The organism is Pseudomonadota bacterium, assembly GCA_023229365.1.
Classification (GTDB): domain Bacteria; phylum Myxococcota_A; class Polyangia; order JAAYKL01; family JAAYKL01; genus JALNZK01.
In genome coordinates this window covers 1-15675 of the sequence record JALNZK010000127.1, presented here as the reverse complement: position 1 = coordinate 15675, position 15675 = coordinate 1, and the positions used below count along the sequence as shown (strand labels likewise).

The window sequence follows — 15675 nt, the reverse complement described above, 5'->3', positions numbered from 1 at the left end:
TCTATAGTGTTGACGAGGTTTTCCATTCCTCCGTCATGGAACGGACAACATGTTGAAGGCAAAAAAACGGTTAACGCCTATGATCTGACCGGGTGTGACGGAGCCGAAGACGGAGTGCTGTCGGTGTACGATTCGGATGTCTTCGTTTCGGATACAGTATTCGTCGACAACGTGTCGGGGTATTCGGGTGGTGGCGCTGCAACTCTGATGGGATCGGGAGACCATGTGTTTGCGAATTGCGTCTTCTACAACAATCGGTCCTCTGCGGACGAAGGATATGCGGGCTCCTTGGTCGGTGGAGCGACGCTGGATCACTGCATAGTTCTCAATCACGAAGTAGGTTCGTATATGGGCGGACTGAGAGGTAGTTTTGTAATCCATGATAGTATTGTTTTCAAGGAGGTAACGTACGGTAACTTGGTCGGTGACCGATCAATATTTGTCGGCGCGAACGTCGGAGGTGATTCGGCCGTTATCGACATTGCGGATTCGGTTATCGGATCTGGTTTCGCTTGTTGGGGAGGAGGAAGCGCATATCTGTCGAACCTAACCAGCATGGGCGTTTCCTCGCAGACTGGATGTGAAACTGAGGTGACGGGATCGGTCGTAGTGGGCGGGTGCTACGGCGATGTCGCTGCCAGTCACAGCTACGTGGAGGGAGGGTATCCGGGCGAAGGCAACATCTCCACCGATCCGATGTTCGTCGGCTACCCTGGAACGACTGGCGCCTGGAGCGACTTGTATTTCGATGAGGCTATATTTCAGACAGAGATGACGGATGATACCGCAAGTTGGGAGCCGGGCGCCCTCGTCGGGTTGTTGTTGAATTTAAACGAGATTGGACTTTGGACGGTAATCGCGGACAACTCCGATACTGTGATCTGGGTCTGGGGAAACCTCACATGGCACGCAGTGGCTGGCGACAGCTACGAGATTATCGACCTTCATCTCCAGCCCGGATCTCCGGCGATCGACTCCGGCTACGGGCTCAACCCGACCGACGCCGACGTCGAGGGTAACCCCCGCTACGACGATCCGTCATCACCCAACGCCTATGACTGCGGAAGCGACACGGACTGCCTCGAGTACGCCGACATGGGCGCGTACGAATACCAGCCGTAAGAGATATCGATGAAGCGCGCGGTGAGAGTCCTGGCGGTTATCGATATCGTGCTGGCGCTCGTGATCGCCGCGCTACTACTGTTCAGCGACGGCGCTCGGGAGCAATTCCGGCGGTTGTTCGACTCCGGAAACGATAACGGCGCCGCGGTCGCCGCGCGCAGGGGTGTGTCCGAGGACGAGGGCGGCAGCAGGGCGAGCGGTGAGAAGGGCGCGGCGCCCAAGGGCAAGAAGGGCGGGGCGTCGAGCATTGACAAGGTGGCGTTGCAGGCGATGCTGAAGGCGGGCCGCGTGAACGAGGCCGAGGTCGAGCGGCGCGTGGCGGAGATCATCGAAACCAGGAAGCGCACGATCGAGGTGAAGCGGGCCGAGGAGGAGCGGCGCATTGGCGAGGTCGCGGACTGGTTCGACCACCTGATGGCGCACCACCCGGAGAGCGGCGCCAAGGCGCGGGAGATCATGAACGAGTACATCGACCTGCGCTACGCGACCTACGGCGATATGGAGGACGTGGACCCCGAGTTCGCCCGCGCCCAGCGCGAGTCGATCCGCCAGCGGGTCGGCCAGCGCCTCATGTCCGAGTTGCCACCCGCCCAGGGCGCCACGGTGCTGAAGCAGCTGTTCATATAGCGGCAGGCGCGCCGCATCCGATGGTTGCGGCTTAACTGAGCGCGCATGACCCTGGATGCACCGGATGGGAGGGACCGGGAGCGAGCGATCGTCCGGCGGCGCGCAGCTCGACGGGGCGTCGTTCTGGATCACGGGCCGCTACATCTCGGATCCGTTCATTGGGGCCTCCGTCCTTCGGGTCGCGGACGGGGCATCTTAGCACGAACTCGCGAAACCCTGCTCAGGCTTGGCGCGCGGCGGACGGATCGCCCTGCCAGCGATCCAGCCCCGAGATCAGCGCCGCGACCTCGTTGGCGACCACCATCCCGATCATGCCGGCGAGGCTCAGCCGGGTCGTGACGCGGAGGACCATGCCCTCGGCGGTCAGCTCCGGCTCGACGAAGCGGCCGTCCCGGTAGCAGCGCCGGCAGTACTTGCGGACGCGGCGCCCGTGCTCGTTCGTTCCCTGATCCTCGGCGCCGAGGATCGACGCCGCGCAACTCTGGCAGGAGGACCCGAACGGAGGGGTCGCGCTCATCATCTTCAACATGGCGTCTCCGCCCCCAGCCCCCGCAGCACGGAACAAGTATGGATCGATTGCGCACCCCTGCAACCCGGCTCGCCGCGGGGTGTCGCGAAGGTGGCGAAGGTGTCGTAACCTTCCAAGAAGGCTTTGCCGGGTTCCCCGCGGCTACCGACCGGCAGCGCTATGACTCGTGCTTTCCTTGACGCAGAAGATATCTTCCTGTCTTGGTCGGCCCGACGAACGCGACGAGGCCGAGACGGGTCAGCTCGGCGACGTCGCGCTTGGCGGTCTTCTCGGTCACGCCGAACCGCTCGACGACGTGCCGGGGCCGGATCGGATCATCGGCCGTGATCCGCTCCAGGAACCATCGCTGCCGCTCGTTCAGCCCGGCGCCTGCGGGGACATTTGCGGGGACATTTGCGGGGACACGCGATGTCCCTGCAACGGCCTTGGCGGCTTCCGGATGCGGCTTGAATACGCACCGCACCGCTGCGGACAGCTCGACCCACTCGGGCAGCGGGTAGCCGTTCGGGCCGCACTCGTCGCGCATCCGCTGGTAACCGCTGCCCCACTTCTCCATCAGCTCCAGCTCGCGCAGCACGCGGGCGATCACCGGGTTGCGGATCCGGCTCACGCCCGCCTTGAGGTCCGCGACCGTGAGGCCGAACGGCAGCGCGCCCGGGTTCTCGACGACGAGCCGATCGTCGTACACCGCGACGCGGAGATTCATGCCCGAGACGCTGTAATCCGTGTGCGCCACCGCGTTGACGAGCGCCTCGCGCAACGCGCGCGGCGGGTACTCGGGGATATCCTGCCGCCGCATCCCTTCGATCTTGGAGCCGAGGCGCGTGTTGCGCCGGATGAACTTGACCACCTCGTCGATGCCCGCGAGCACCGGCCCCTCGACGTCGAGCTGGTCGAGAAACTGCGCGCCCGCCGGGCCGACGAACCGCGCGCACCGGAACTGCGCGTCCGGGAAGTGGCGCTGCCGCACCTCGTCGCAGCCGAACAGGAGCACGCCGCCGTTGGACGGCACGCGCGCCCGCCCGTACCGGATGAGCACGCCGAGGCTTTCCAGCTTGGTGGCGTCGATCTCGTGCCCGACCGCGGCGAACGCCCGCCGGATCGCGTCCATGTCGAGGTCGTCGACATCGGCGCCGATGCACGGGAGGAGATCGAACGCCCGGTCGCGCGCCTCGCGCCGCAACCTGTCCACGGTCTCGCCGTCGGCTCTGCGATTCGTCGAACCAAGGCGCACGTACACGCCGTGCTCCGGCCCGTCCGCCTTCACGTAGAACGGCCCCGGCCACCGCGCCGCCTGGACGACGAGAAGATCGTGTCTGCCGTGGCGCCGGATCTCTATGTCCGGGAGGAGCACTGGGAGGATCCCATCGGCGATCGCGCTCGCGAGCCGTTCCTCCTCGGCGACCGCATCCGGCACGCCTCGCACCTTGCCGTCGTCGTCGCGACCGATGACGAGCGCGCCGCCCGCGGTGTTCGCGAAGGCGACGAGCGTCTTGAGGATCGGCTTGAGCGAGGAGAGGTCACGCTTGAACTCCAGCGACTTGCCCTCGGCCGCCTTGAGCATCTCCTTGAGCTCCATCCCCCGCACTCTACCGCTCGGGGCCTCGCCTGGCCACCCTCCACGATCCGCCGAGATTCGCGCTCGTTCGGTGGAAGGGATCAACGGTGGAAGGGGATATAAATGGGAGCCCCGGCGCCGTGGCGGTTCTCACCGCTCGGATTCCGGGGCCCCTCCTCCAAACCCGGCGTGCGTCTTTCGTTCCGCACCGGGCCTTCCACAGGCTTTGACGCGAAGATCGGTCGGAAGTCCCAGCAGGAGCGGTAGCGCGAGACTTGCACGGAACCGCCGCGGCTCGTGGCGATTGACTCGCGACCCCGATTTTGGCACTCCTTCCGGGAACCAACCGCGAGGGGAGCGAGCCACCATGAAGATCTTCATCGACACAGCGGACGTCGCCGCGATCCGCGAGTACGCGGCGATCGGCATCGTCGACGGCGTGACCACGAACCCGTCGCTCATCGCCAAGACCGGGCGCAAGTTCGAGGACGTCGTCCAGGAGATCTGCGCCGTCGTCGACGGCCCGATCAGCGCCGAGGCGATCGCGACCGACTCCAAGGCGATGATCCCCGAGGCGCGCGCGCTCGCCAAGATCCACAAGAACATCGTCGTCAAGATCCCGATGACCGCCGAGGGGCTCAAGACGGTCCGCGCGGTGTCGGCCGAGGGGATCAAGACGAACGTCACGCTGTGCTTCTCCTCCCCGCAGGCGCTGCTCGCGGCCAAGGCCGGCGCGACGTACATCAGCCCGTTCGTGGGCAGGCTCGACGACATCTCTTCGGACGGCATGGGGCTCATCGAGGAGATCGTCGAGATCTACGACAATTACGATTTCGACACGCAGGTGCTCGTCGCGTCGATCCGTCATCCGCTCCACTTCGTCGAGGCGGCGCGCATGGGCGCGCACGTCGCGACCGTGCCGCCGAACGTGCTCGGCCAGCTCCTCCGGCACCCGCTCACCGACCTCGGGATCGAGAAGTTCCTTGGCGACTGGGCCAAGGTCCCGAAGTGATCCCGGCCCGCCACGTCACGCGTGTGGACGTCGTTCGCCGGATCGACGCGGCGCCGCTGCCGGGCCGCGCCTTCCTGAGCCTCCACAGGCTCGAGCTCGCGAACGTCTACTCGGACGGCGCGGTCAGCCGGACGTATCCCTACGACGCGGTGCTCCGGCGGCACCTCGACGCGGTGGCGCTGCTGCTCACGACCGGCGGGGACGGGGCGCCGCGCGTCTGCATGCGATCGTGCGTGCGGCCGCCGCTGCTCCTACGGGGTGGGGCGGTGACGCCGCTCGAGGAAGCCCCCGGGCCGCCGTGCCTCTGGGAGCTCCCGGCCGGGCTCATCGAGGACGCCGATCGCGGCGTCGACGGGATCCGCTCCCGCGCCTCGGCCGAGGCGTTCGAGGAGGTCGGCGTGCGCATCCCGGCGGATCGCTTCACGGTGCTCGCGGGCGCGCCGTTCGTGTCGCCCGGCGTGATCCCGGAGCGGCTGTTCTTCGCGCGGGCCGAGGTCGCGCGGCCCGAGGACGCCACGCCGCCCGCCGGCGACGGCAGCCCGGTGGAGGAGCGCGCCGAGATCGCGTGGGTCGCGCTCGAGGAGGCGATCGCCATGTGCGATCGCGGGGAGATCGAGGACATGAAGACCGAGCTCGGCCTGCGGAGGCTCGCCGCCTCGCGCCGGGCCGGGGAGGAGCCCTTGCGATGACCGAGAACGCGAAAGCGGATGCGCAGAAGGAGAAGCGGCGCGGGCCGAGCCCCGTCCTCGTGGTCGTGACGCTCGCCGTGGCGGGCGTCATGGTGTACTACGTCGCGAGCCAAAGGAAGGAGCCGTCCGAGCCGGGCGCCGCTGCGACCGCGAAGGGCGGCGACAGGGCGGAAGCGGAGCGGCGGCTCGAGAAGCTCGGGCGCACGCTCGTCATCGGGCCGACCGCCGAGGCGATCGACGCCGACGGGACCGAGCCCGTGAAGATCGACGCGATCTCCGGGCTCGAGGCCGCGCTCCAGGGCGCGGACGTCGACGCGGCGATCCGGCTCCTCGAGGGGGCGAAGATCGCGCACGTCGTGGTGGATCCGTCGATCACGCCGCGCGATCCGATCCCGAAGAACACCGTCCGGAACCGGCTCGCGCTCTCGTACCCCGCGGGGAGGCTCGTGGCCAAGGTGCTGACGCGCTCGTTCTTCATCTACGAGCTCGGGGATCCGCCCCCGGAGCTCGACGACGCCGCGAAGGACGCGCTCGTGCGGATCGTGCGCGCCGAGCTCGGCGCCCCGGGCGCCGCCCCCCCCGAGAGCCTGCCCGCGTCGATCACCGCCAAGGGCGACTGGCGCATGATCCTGACGCCGCGCCGCGTCCAGGGCAGGCACCTCATGATCTACACCGAGACCGGCAAGACGCTCGCCGAGTGCGCGCGCGGCCTCGCGAAGCGCTTCGAGAAGAGCTACGCGCGGAAGCAGTTCTCGCGCGAGCTCGGGCCGCTCGAGGAGGCGCTCGCGTCGAAGCTCGGCCTCGAGCTCGAGGTCGAGCACGGCCAAGGCACCTTCTACGGCCCGCGCGACGCGCTCCTCATGTGGCGCGTGCTCGAGCCCGGCATCTTCGGCCTCAGGATGAAGGTGAAGGGCGACGAGCAGATGATCCCGCCGTGGTACACGGTGACCAACGACTTCCGCACGGTGGAGTCGCTCCTCGAGCGCGCGTCCAAGAACCTGGGCGGGGCGAAGGCCGACTACTGGAAGGGCGACGACGTCCCGATCTCGCGATTCCGCACGATCCACTTCCGGGAGCGGACCCCGGGCGGCGCGATCGAGACGCTCTACCGGGCGATGCCGCGGATCCCCGAGCCAAAGGAGATCACGCGGGAGAACCTCGTCAAGGCGCTCGTCGGGCTCGGCGACTGGATCGCGGACAACCAGGTCTACGCGGACGGCCGGCACATCTACCGCTACTTCCCGGTGGGGGACGAGGAGAACAACGAGTACAACATGGTGCGCCACACGCTCGGCGCGTACTCCATGGCGCTCGTCGAGGAGTGGTCGAAAGATCCCAAGCACCTGAAGACCGCGGAGGAGGGCTGGAAGTGGATCGAGAGCCGGATCCGCTGGGGCGGGCCGCCGCGGCGCAGCGACGGCACGATCGACGACGCGCTGACGACGTGGCAAGACGGCCCGCTCCCCGGGCCGGACGTCGCCATCTTCGAGGCGAACGAGAACGAGTACGACAGATCGCTCTCGCCCGACTGGGCGAACAAGATGGGCGGCGTCTCGGTCGCGCTCCTCGGCTACACGCAGGCGAGGCGCGTGGGCTGGACGCTGCCGCCGGCGCGGCAGAAGATCGCCGACGGGCTCGCGCGGTTCGTCCTCTACATGCAGAAGCCGGACGGCGCGTTCCACCACTACTACGTCGCGCCGAAGAACAAGTACTACGGCACGGAGAACTCGATCTACCCGGGCGAGATCCTCTACGCCGTGGCGAGGCTCTTCGGCGAGACGCGCGACGAGCGGTACCGCACCGCGTTCAAGCGCGGCATGGAAGAGGCGCTCGGCTGGTTCAAGCGGGAGATGGCGATCCGGGAGCCGGACGGGACGTACGTCGAGGCGCGGCGCAAGGAGCTCGTGCAGTTCCAGCCGTGGATCGCGATGGCCATGGAGGAGATGCACCGGTACGATCCGGATCCGTCATACGTGGACGCCTCGAACCTCGTGTCCACCTGGATCATCGACACCTACCAGTTCGACGAGACGCGCGCGTTCTTCCCGGACTACGTCGGCGGATACCTCAAGGTGCTCGACGAGCTGCCGGCGATGCACACGTTCGTCTATACCGAGGGCACGGCCGCGTCGTACGTGCTCGCGCGGCGCGCGGGCCCGCCGCCCGAGATCGTGGACAAGCTGCGGAAGGGCGCGCTCCTCGCGGCGCGGTTCATCATCCAGCAGCAGATCCGGCCGGGCGAGAACGACTACTACTACCCGAACCCCAAGAAGGCCTCCGGCGGCGTGAAGTACTGCATGAACCACAACAAGCAGCGGATCGACTACACCTACCACGCGCTGAGCTCGGTCTACCGCATCCTGCACGCGGCGACGCCAGAGGACTACGCGTCCGTCCAGGCGATCCAGCTTCCGAAGGCGTGGTGAAATCTCCCGTAGGGGCGGACCTGCGTGTCCGCCCGTCGATCGGGCAACCACACATCGATCGGGCAACCACACATCGATCGGGCAACCACACATCGATCGGGCAACCACACATCGATCGGGCAACCACACATCGATCGGGCAACCACACAGGGTTGCCCCTACAGAAAGGAAGAAGAGGATCTACTGAGGCGATCCGCGGCCGGCCTTGCGCCTGCGGTTCTTCGCCCTCTCGGCGGCGTGGCGGCGCGCGCACCGGTTCCGGACGTTCTTCTTGTGGCGCTTCTTGTAGATGTACATCGCTCTTCTCCGGTCGTTTCGCGCGGCGCCTACGGCTGCGCGGACCGCATACCTACACCGCGGATGGAACGCCTGTCAAGCGCGCGGACGCACCCCGCCTCTTGACAAGTCGGCCCCGCGTCCGCCAATTGGCGTGGGGGAGAACGCGGAGGGGCGATGGCGAAGAGGACGAAGGGCGCCCCGAAGGGGTCGCTCGCGATCGCGAAGGCGCCGAGGCTCGTCGCCGAGGAGCTCCTCGCGCGGATCGAGAGGTCCGACGAGCCGGCCGCGATCGTCGAGGCGCTCGTTCCCATCGATCTCCTCGCCCTGCTGCGGGAGGCCGACGACGAACGGCGCGTCGACCTGCTCGGCTACGCGACCGACGAGCAGCTCGTCGGCGTGGTCGATCTCGCCTGCTGGCGCAAGGACGCGTTCGACGGCGAGGCGCTCGGCGCGCTGCTCGCCCCGGCCGTAGCGACAGGCACGGACGTCGCGGCGCGGCTGTTCCTCACCTTCGAGAACGAGCTGCGCACGCTGTTCCTCAAGCCCTGGGTCGTGGTCCATCTGAGGGAGGACAAGAACGAGGAGTTCGGCGGCGCCGAGGGGTCGGAGCTGTTCGAGTGCGCCGACGGCCACTACGCGATCGAGCTGCCGAACCCCGAGGACGTCCCCCAGGTCGTGCGGCAGATCCTCGCCGCGCTCCTCAGCCTCACGTTCACCGAGTACCAGCCGGAGCTCGAGTGCCTGCGGCACGACTTTCCCATCGAGCTCGAGGAGGCCGCCCTCCGATGGCGGACGGGGCGCCTGGCGGATTTCGGCTACAGGTCGCGGGAGGAGGGGCTCGCCGCGCTCTCGCCGCTCGACCCCGAAGTCGTCGCCGGGCGGCTCTCGAGCGGGACCCGCATCCCGTTGCCCGGCGGCGTCGGCTTGCCCGCGCTCCACCGGGCGTGCCTCGCCGGGCACGCGTTCCTCGACGCGGCGCTCGAGCGCGCGGCGGGCACCGACGATCCGGATCTCGCCGACCGCGCGGCGCTCCTGCCGGCGGCGATCGGCGCGACCGTGAACCTCTTCGTGAGCGGGCTCGGCGTCCCGCTCGGCGATCTCGAGGCCACCGCGCGGGGCGTGTGCCTCGCCCGCGACACCCTGGCGCTCGGGCTCGCGGCGGTCGTCGGCCGTGACGTCGAGGCCGCGGCGCGGGCGCTCCTCGCCGAGCCGCCGGTATCGTTCGTCCGGGCCGGCATGGGCGTCCTGGCGCCGCTCCGGGAGAGGGCGCGGGCGCTCGAGCGGAGGATCGGCGTCGCGGTCGGCGGGAGCCCGCGGGCGGCGCTCGACCCGCCGCACGCCGTGGTCGTCGGCGCGCTCGCCTCGGACTTCCCGCGGCGCTTCCCGCGGCTCGACGAGGGCGGCGATCTCTCGCCCGCCCCACTCGACCCCCTGGACGCGGAGCTCGTCGGCTTCGCGGACGCGGGCGAGGTGGCGCGAGCCTCGGCGCTCCTCGCCGAGGCCGAGGGCGCCCCGGCGCTCCTCGCGCGGCTCGGCGCGCTGGACCGCGCGGCCGGGGTGCTCCCGGCGACGGCGTCCGTCGTCCTGCTCACGGCGCTCGCTAACGCCGCCTCGGGGAGGCCGCTGCGCGCCGATCCGCTCTCGTCCGAGGAGGCCGCCGCGTTCGCCGGCCGCGCGCTCGGGCTCGACGCGGACGCCCTCACCGCCGACGCGCTGCGCGCCCTGGCCGAGCCGCTCGCGATCGCCGCGGACGGGCCCGCGCACCCCGCCGACGAGCGCGATCCGCAGAGGCGCTTCGTGCTCAGGCTGCTGATCCTCGGACGCGCGCGGCTGGAGGGCGGCGCGCCGGAAGAGGCGCTCCTCGTCGCGCGCCGATGATCGCGAACCCCGAGACCATCCGCATCAAAGGCGCGCGGGAGCACAACCTGCGCATCGACGAGCTCGTCATCCCGAAGCGGAGGCTCGTCGTCTTCACGGGCGTGTCCGGATCGGGGAAGTCGTCGCTCGCCTTCGACACGCTGTACGCGGAGGGGCAGCGGCGCTACGTCGAGTCGCTGTCGTCGTACGCGCGGCAGTTCCTCGGACAGCTCGAGAAGCCCCGGTACGACAAGCTGAGCGGCCTCTCGCCGACGATCGCGATCGAGCAGAAGAGCGCGTCGTCGAACCCGCGGTCCACCGTGGGGACGATCACCGAAGTCTACGACTACATGCGGGTGCTGTGGGCGCGGGTCGGCGCGCAGCACTGCCACCAGTGCGGCCGGCCCGTCGCGGCGATGACCTCCCAGCAGCTCGTGGACGAGATCCGCGCGCTGCCGGCGGGGACCGCGGCGACGCTGCTCGCCCCGCTCGTCGTCAACCGCAAGGGCGAGCACCGGGACGTGATCGACCGGTGCCGCGAGCGCGGCTTCGTGCGCCTCCGGGTCGACGGCGAGATCAGGCGCCTCGACGAGGAGATCCCGCGGCTCGACAAGAAGCGTAAGCACTCGCTGGAGCTCGTGGTCGATCGCGTGGTCATCGGCTCGGTCGACGGCGCGCGGCTCGCGGACTCGGTCGAGACCGCGCTCCGGGAGGCCGGCAGCGAGATCGCCGTCGCGCTCGACGACGGCCGGGAGATGCGCTTCTCGGCCGAGCACCACTGCACGGCGTGCCGCATCGGGTTCCCGGTGCTGTCGCCCGCGTCGTTCTCGTTCAACTCGCCGGTCGGCGCGTGCCCGGCCTGCAACGGCCTCGGCACGAGGCTCGAGATGGATCCGGACCTCGTCGTGCCGGACCAGGGCCTCTCGATCCGTGAGGGCGCGCTCGCGCCGTACGCGAGCCAGCTGAAGCGCGAGGGAGGCTGGAACGCGCGCATCTTCGACGGCCTCGAGCGGGACCTCGGCGTGGATCTCGACAGGCCGTGGCGGGAGCTGACGGCCGCGAAGCGCCGCCTCGTCCTGTACGGCTCCGGCGATCAGCACATCCGCGTCAACTGGAGGCGCGGCCGATCGTCGGGCCGGTTCGTGATGCGCTTCGAGGGGATCGTCAACACGCTGATGCGGCGCATGCAGCAGACGACGTCGGAGCAGATGCGCGAGTTCTACAGGCAGTACCTCACCGACGTGCCGTGCAGCGCGTGCGGCGGCGCCCGGCTGCGGCCCGAGTCCCGCGCGGTGCTCGTCGGCGGCGCGGCGATCCACGAGGTGGCGGCGATGAGCGTCGCCGACTCGGCGCGGTGGTTCGCGGAGCTCTCGCTCGGGGGGGCGCGCGGCGTCGTCGCGGCCGAGCTCGTGAAGGAGATCGGCGCGCGGGTCGGCTTCCTCCTGAACGTCGGGCTCGGGTACCTGACCCTGGATCGGCTCGGGCCGTCGCTGTCGGGGGGCGAGGCGCAGCGCATCCGGCTCGCGAGCCAGCTCGGCTCGGAGCTCAGCGGCGTCCTGTACGTCCTCGACGAGCCGTCCATCGGGCTGCACCCGCGCGACGGGGCGCGCCTGCTCGACGCGCTCGAGGGACTGCGCGATCTCGGCAACACGGTCATCGTCGTCGAGCACGACCCGGAGACGATCGCACGAGCGGATCACGTGGTCGACTTCGGTCCGGGCGCCGGGCCCGCGGGCGGCCGCGTCGTGTGCCAGGGCACCCCGGCGGAGATCGCGGCGTGCGCGTCCTCGCTCACCGGAGAGTACCTGAGCGGCCGCACGCGCATCGAGTTTCCCTCGCGCCGGCGCGCCCCGACGGGCCGGATCGAGCTGCGCGGCGCACGGCTCAACAACCTGCGCGACCTCGACGTCGACGTCCCGCTCGGCGTGCTCGCCGTGTTCACCGGCGTGTCCGGCGCCGGCAAGAGCTCGCTCCTCTCCGGCACGATCCTGCCCGCGCTCGAGCGAGAGCTCGGCCTGGCGGCCGCCCACCCCGGCCCGTACCGCTCCCTCAGCGGCCACGAGGCGGTGGACAAGGTGATCCACATCGATCAGAAGCCGATCGGGAGGACGCCGCGCTCGAACCCGGCGACGTACACGAAGGCGTTCGACGAGATCCGCGGAGTCATGGCCGAGACCGCCGAGGCGCGCGCGTACGGGTTCGGTCCCGGGCGGTTCAGCTTCAACGTCGCGGGCGGCCGGTGCGAGGCGTGCGGCGGCGCCGGGGTGGTGCGCGTCGAGATGCACTTCCTCGCGGACGTCCACGTCGCGTGCGAGGTCTGCCGCGGCGAGCGGTACAACGAGGCGACGCTCAGGGTCCGGTACAAGAGCCGCAACATCAAGGAGATCCTCGGCACGACGGTCTCCGAGGCGCTCGAGCTGTTCTCCGCCTACCCGCGGCTCGGGCGCATCCTGCGCACCCTCGAGGATGTCGGGATGGGCTACGTGGAGCTCGGGCAGCCGGCGACCACCTTGTCCGGGGGCGAGGCGCAGCGCATCAAGCTGTCCCGGGAGCTCGCGCGCCGCGACACCGGGCGCACCGTCTACGTGCTCGACGAGCCGACGACCGGGCTGCACTTCGACGACATCCGGAAGCTGCTCGCGGTGCTCCAGCGGCTCGTCGATCACGGGAACAGCGTGCTGGTCATCGAGCATAACGTCGATATCATCAAGAATGCCGACTGGGTGATCGACCTGGGTCCCGGCGGCGGGGCGGCGGGCGGCCGGCTCATCGCCCAGGGCACCCCGGAGCAGGTCGCTCGGGCGCGCGGCTCGGCGACCGGCGAGCACCTCGCCCGCGGGCTCGAGATCGGTCGGCAAACAAATCCGGCGCCGATTTATTGAGCTGCCGCACTCGACCCCTGTTTGTTCGATTGCGATCATAATTTTCCAATTGTGCTTTCCTCTAATGACAGGGACAAAAGAGGGCTCTACAGTCCGTATGCTGGGGTCGGAATCTGGTTCGAAACAAGGAGCAGGAGCATGAGTCGTTTCAGCAAGGGCATGATCGGGTTCTCGGCGGTCGCGCTGTTCGCCGCACTGTCGTTCGCGCCGGCGCGGGCGGACGCGCAGATCAAACCCCGGATCCTCATCCTCTTCGATACCTCGGGGAGCATGACCCTGAATATCTCGGGCGCGCAGACCTACGGCGACGGGACGACCGACCCCTGGGACACGCGCCAGTGCTGCCCGGGATACGGCGACTCCCGGCTCTTCATCGCCAAGAAGGCGATGCGCTCCATGCTGTACGAGGCGGGCGACATCGACTTCGCGCTCATGAAGTTCCCGCAGGAGTACACCGCGGCGTTCGTTTCCGACGACGCCTGGCGCGCGGACTGGTACGGCAACAACCAGGAGATCGGCCACAGGGACATCCTGCGGTACCGGGGCATCGCCGGCACCGGATCGGCCGCCCCGTACAACTACACCGCCGCCGGCGCGTTCTCGACGCAATCGAACTACCTGTGCGAGGGGTTCGTCGCGGAAAACACGCCCGAGATCGTCGCGTGGATGGACAACACCGAGTTCTTGGCCGAGGGAACGCCCAAGGTCTCGACCTTCCAAGGGCCGGTGACCGGCGACTACACGGAGCAGGAGCTGCGCGGCGACGGCGGCACCCCGCTCGGCGAGGCGCTCGAGGCCGCGCGCGCCTACCTCATCGGCGTGATGAACGCGGATCCGTACCGCGACTGCCGGCCCTACTCGATCATCGTCCTCGCCGACGGCGACTACGATGGCACGGTCACCCCGACAGGGCAGGTGACGAACATCTACAACATCGGCGGATCGCTCTCCCCGGCTGACGCGAGCATTCACGTCAAGACGTGGGTCATCGGCCTCGCGATCACCAGCGCCACGCTCAACGCCATGGCCGTGGCGGGCGGCACCGGGCCCACCGCGATGTCCGCCACCTCGGAGGCGACGCTGACCAGCGCGCTTTATACGATTGTGTCGGAATCGATCTTGACCGAGATTTGCGACGGTTTGGACAACGACTGCGACTGTCCCGGTGATACCAACAGCGACACCGTGGTGTGCGGCCCGGGGGACGAGGGGGTCGACGAGGGGTTCGAGCTGTTCTGCAACTGGAACGGCGTGAGCCCCGTGACGCAGCCCGCGCCCACGCTGTGCGCGGATCCGGGCGAGACGCTGTGCGACGGCAAGGACAACAACTGCGACGGCGAGACCGACGAAGCGCCGGTCGGCGGCTGGCCGACCGGGGGCGCGTGCGGCTACCCGACGACGATCGGCACCTGCCACCCCGGTGTGTACGTCTGCGCGCCCGGGACCGGCATGGTCTGTCAGGGCTCGGTCTACCCGGCGGCATCCGACCTCTGCAACGGCGCCGACGAGGACTGCGACGGCTACATCGACAACATCACCGGGACGACGGTCGCGTACAACCTGACCGCCGGCGGCTGCAACCCGGAGACCGGCGAGTGCGACGCCGCGACGTGGCGCTGCACGCCCACCGGCTACCAGTGCTGCGACGACGACATCACGGCGTCTTGCGTGGCGCCGACCACCGCCACCTCCGAAACGTGCAACGATCTGGACGACGACTGCGACGCCGCGACCGACGAGGGCAACCCGGGCGGCGGCGGGGCGTGCTACCCGCTCGGCTACATCGGCTGCGACCCGGACGGCACGGACTGCATCGGCGAGTGCGCGGCCGGCGTCCAGAGCTGCGGGGACGACGGGGAGATGGATTGCATCAACTACACGACGCCGGTGGACGAGATCTGCGACGGCCTGGACAACGACTGCGCGGGCGGCGTCGACAACTTCCCGGCGTGGGACGGCACCACGCCCGACGTCGAGGGCGCCCCGTGCCCGGCGATCGACCACCCGACCGACGGGCCGTGCTCGGCCGGCGTCTGGGACTGCAACTCCGCCCTGGGCGCGCTCGACTGCGTCGGGACGGTCGTGTACCCGGCCGTCGAGGAGTGCAACGACATCGACGACGACTGCGACGGGACGATCGACGACAACAACCCGGAAGGCGGCGACGGCTGCTACCCGACCGGCTACGACGGCTGCGATCCGGACGGGGCGGGCTGTCTCGGCGAGTGCGAGGGCGGCACGTGGATGTGCCTCGTGGGCGGCGATCTGTCCTGCGAGGACTACGTCACGGAGATCGACGAGATCTGCAACGCCAAGGACGACGACTGCGACGGCACGGCCGACGACGGCGATCCGGGCGGCGGTGCGGCCTGCTACCCGACCGGCTTCTCCGGGTGCACCGAGGTCTCGCCCGGCGTGTACGACTGCGAAGGGCAGTGCGTCGCGGGCGTGGAGCACTGCAACGCGACGCTCGGCATCGTGCAGTGCGAGAGTTACACCGCGCCCGTGGCCGAGACCGTGGACCCTTGCAACAACCAGGACGACGACTGCGACGGGCAGACGGACGAGGGGTTGTACCGGGAGTGCGGGACGGGGCCGACGGAGGGGGTGTGCGCGCACGGGCAGCAGAAGTGCGAGGCTGGGGTGTGGGGAGCGGTGGTGTCGTCGGTGTTCACGGCGGGGGCGGGCGCGGGG

The 15675-nt window shown here is 69.2% G+C and carries 11 protein-coding genes; 9 read left to right on the top strand and 2 right to left on the bottom strand.

The window, feature by feature from the left end:
* The 3 genes from M0R80_26900 to M0R80_26890 form a co-directional block, all read left to right on the top strand.
* Nucleotides 1–1122 (top strand): hypothetical protein (locus M0R80_26900; protein ID MCK9463264.1); only part of this gene is annotated, 1122 nt, incomplete at its 5' end.
* A 9-nt stretch (nt 1123–1131) separates the two neighbouring features.
* Nucleotides 1132–1749, top strand: coding sequence for a hypothetical protein (locus M0R80_26895; GenBank protein ID MCK9463263.1), 618 nt, complete (start codon nt 1132–1134; stop codon nt 1747–1749).
* A gap of 55 nt (nt 1750–1804) precedes the next feature.
* Complete coding sequence (locus tag M0R80_26890; protein MCK9463262.1) at nt 1805–1948, top strand: hypothetical protein; 144 nt, start codon at nt 1805–1807, stop codon at nt 1946–1948.
* A gap of 21 nt (nt 1949–1969) precedes the next feature.
* On the opposite strand, the gene M0R80_26885 is transcribed toward M0R80_26890, so the two are convergent.
* Together M0R80_26885 and M0R80_26880 are read right to left on the bottom strand one after the other, a co-directional pair.
* The gene (locus M0R80_26885) at nt 1970–2278 is read right to left on the bottom strand and encodes a zinc ribbon domain-containing protein (protein ID MCK9463261.1); all 309 of its coding nucleotides are present in this window, start codon (nt 2276–2278) and stop codon (nt 1970–1972) included.
* A 157-nt stretch (nt 2279–2435) separates the two neighbouring features.
* The gene (locus M0R80_26880; GenBank protein ID MCK9463260.1) at nt 2436–3857 is read right to left on the bottom strand and encodes a helix-turn-helix domain-containing protein; all 1422 of its coding nucleotides are present in this window, start codon (nt 3855–3857) and stop codon (nt 2436–2438) included.
* Nucleotides 3858–4203: 346 nt separating this feature from the next.
* Here M0R80_26880 and fsa point away from each other — a divergent pair, with 346 nt between their 5' ends.
* From fsa to M0R80_26850, 6 genes are all read left to right on the top strand, one after another.
* Nucleotides 4204–4848: a fructose-6-phosphate aldolase gene (fsa, locus tag M0R80_26875; protein ID MCK9463259.1), complete on the top strand. Its 645-nt coding sequence runs from the start codon at nt 4204–4206 to the stop codon at nt 4846–4848.
* Nucleotides 4845–5537, top strand: coding sequence for an NUDIX hydrolase (locus M0R80_26870; protein ID MCK9463258.1), 693 nt, complete (start codon nt 4845–4847; stop codon nt 5535–5537). Before fsa ends, M0R80_26870 begins: the two co-directional genes overlap by 4 nt.
* Entirely contained in the window at nt 5534–7963 is a 2430-nt protein-coding gene (locus M0R80_26865) for a hypothetical protein (GenBank protein MCK9463257.1), read from the top strand. The genes M0R80_26870 and M0R80_26865 overlap by 4 nt, the downstream gene beginning before the upstream one ends.
* A gap of 453 nt (nt 7964–8416) precedes the next feature.
* Nucleotides 8417–10120, top strand: a complete 1704-nt coding sequence (locus M0R80_26860; protein MCK9463256.1) for a DUF6178 family protein — start codon at nt 8417–8419, stop codon at nt 10118–10120.
* On the top strand, nt 10117–12981 hold the full coding sequence (gene uvrA, locus M0R80_26855; protein ID MCK9463255.1) for an excinuclease ABC subunit UvrA: 2865 nt from the start codon (nt 10117–10119) through the stop codon (nt 12979–12981). The genes M0R80_26860 and uvrA overlap by 4 nt, the downstream gene beginning before the upstream one ends.
* A gap of 138 nt (nt 12982–13119) precedes the next feature.
* On the top strand, nt 13120–15675 hold a 2556-nt coding region (locus tag M0R80_26850; protein ID MCK9463254.1), incomplete at its 3' end, for a MopE-related protein.

Bases quoted from the DNA above. Each gene is read 5' to 3' on its own strand.
- fsa (MCK9463259.1), top strand. From the start codon at position 4,204: ATGAAGATCTTCATCGACACAGCGGACGTCGCCGCGATCCGCGAGTAC.
- M0R80_26860 (MCK9463256.1), top strand. From the start codon at position 8,417: ATGGCGAAGAGGACGAAGGGCGCCCCGAAGGGGTCGCTCGCGATCGCG.
- M0R80_26895 (MCK9463263.1), top strand. From the start codon at position 1,132: ATGAAGCGCGCGGTGAGAGTCCTGGCGGTTATCGATATCGTGCTGGCG.
- M0R80_26890 (MCK9463262.1), top strand. From the start codon at position 1,805: ATGCACCGGATGGGAGGGACCGGGAGCGAGCGATCGTCCGGCGGCGCG.
- M0R80_26880 (MCK9463260.1), bottom strand. From the start codon at position 3,857: ATGGAGCTCAAGGAGATGCTCAAGGCGGCCGAGGGCAAGTCGCTGGAG.
- uvrA (MCK9463255.1), top strand. From the start codon at position 10,117: ATGATCGCGAACCCCGAGACCATCCGCATCAAAGGCGCGCGGGAGCAC.
- M0R80_26885 (MCK9463261.1), bottom strand. From the start codon at position 2,278: ATGTTGAAGATGATGAGCGCGACCCCTCCGTTCGGGTCCTCCTGCCAG.
- M0R80_26865 (MCK9463257.1), top strand. From the start codon at position 5,534: ATGACCGAGAACGCGAAAGCGGATGCGCAGAAGGAGAAGCGGCGCGGG.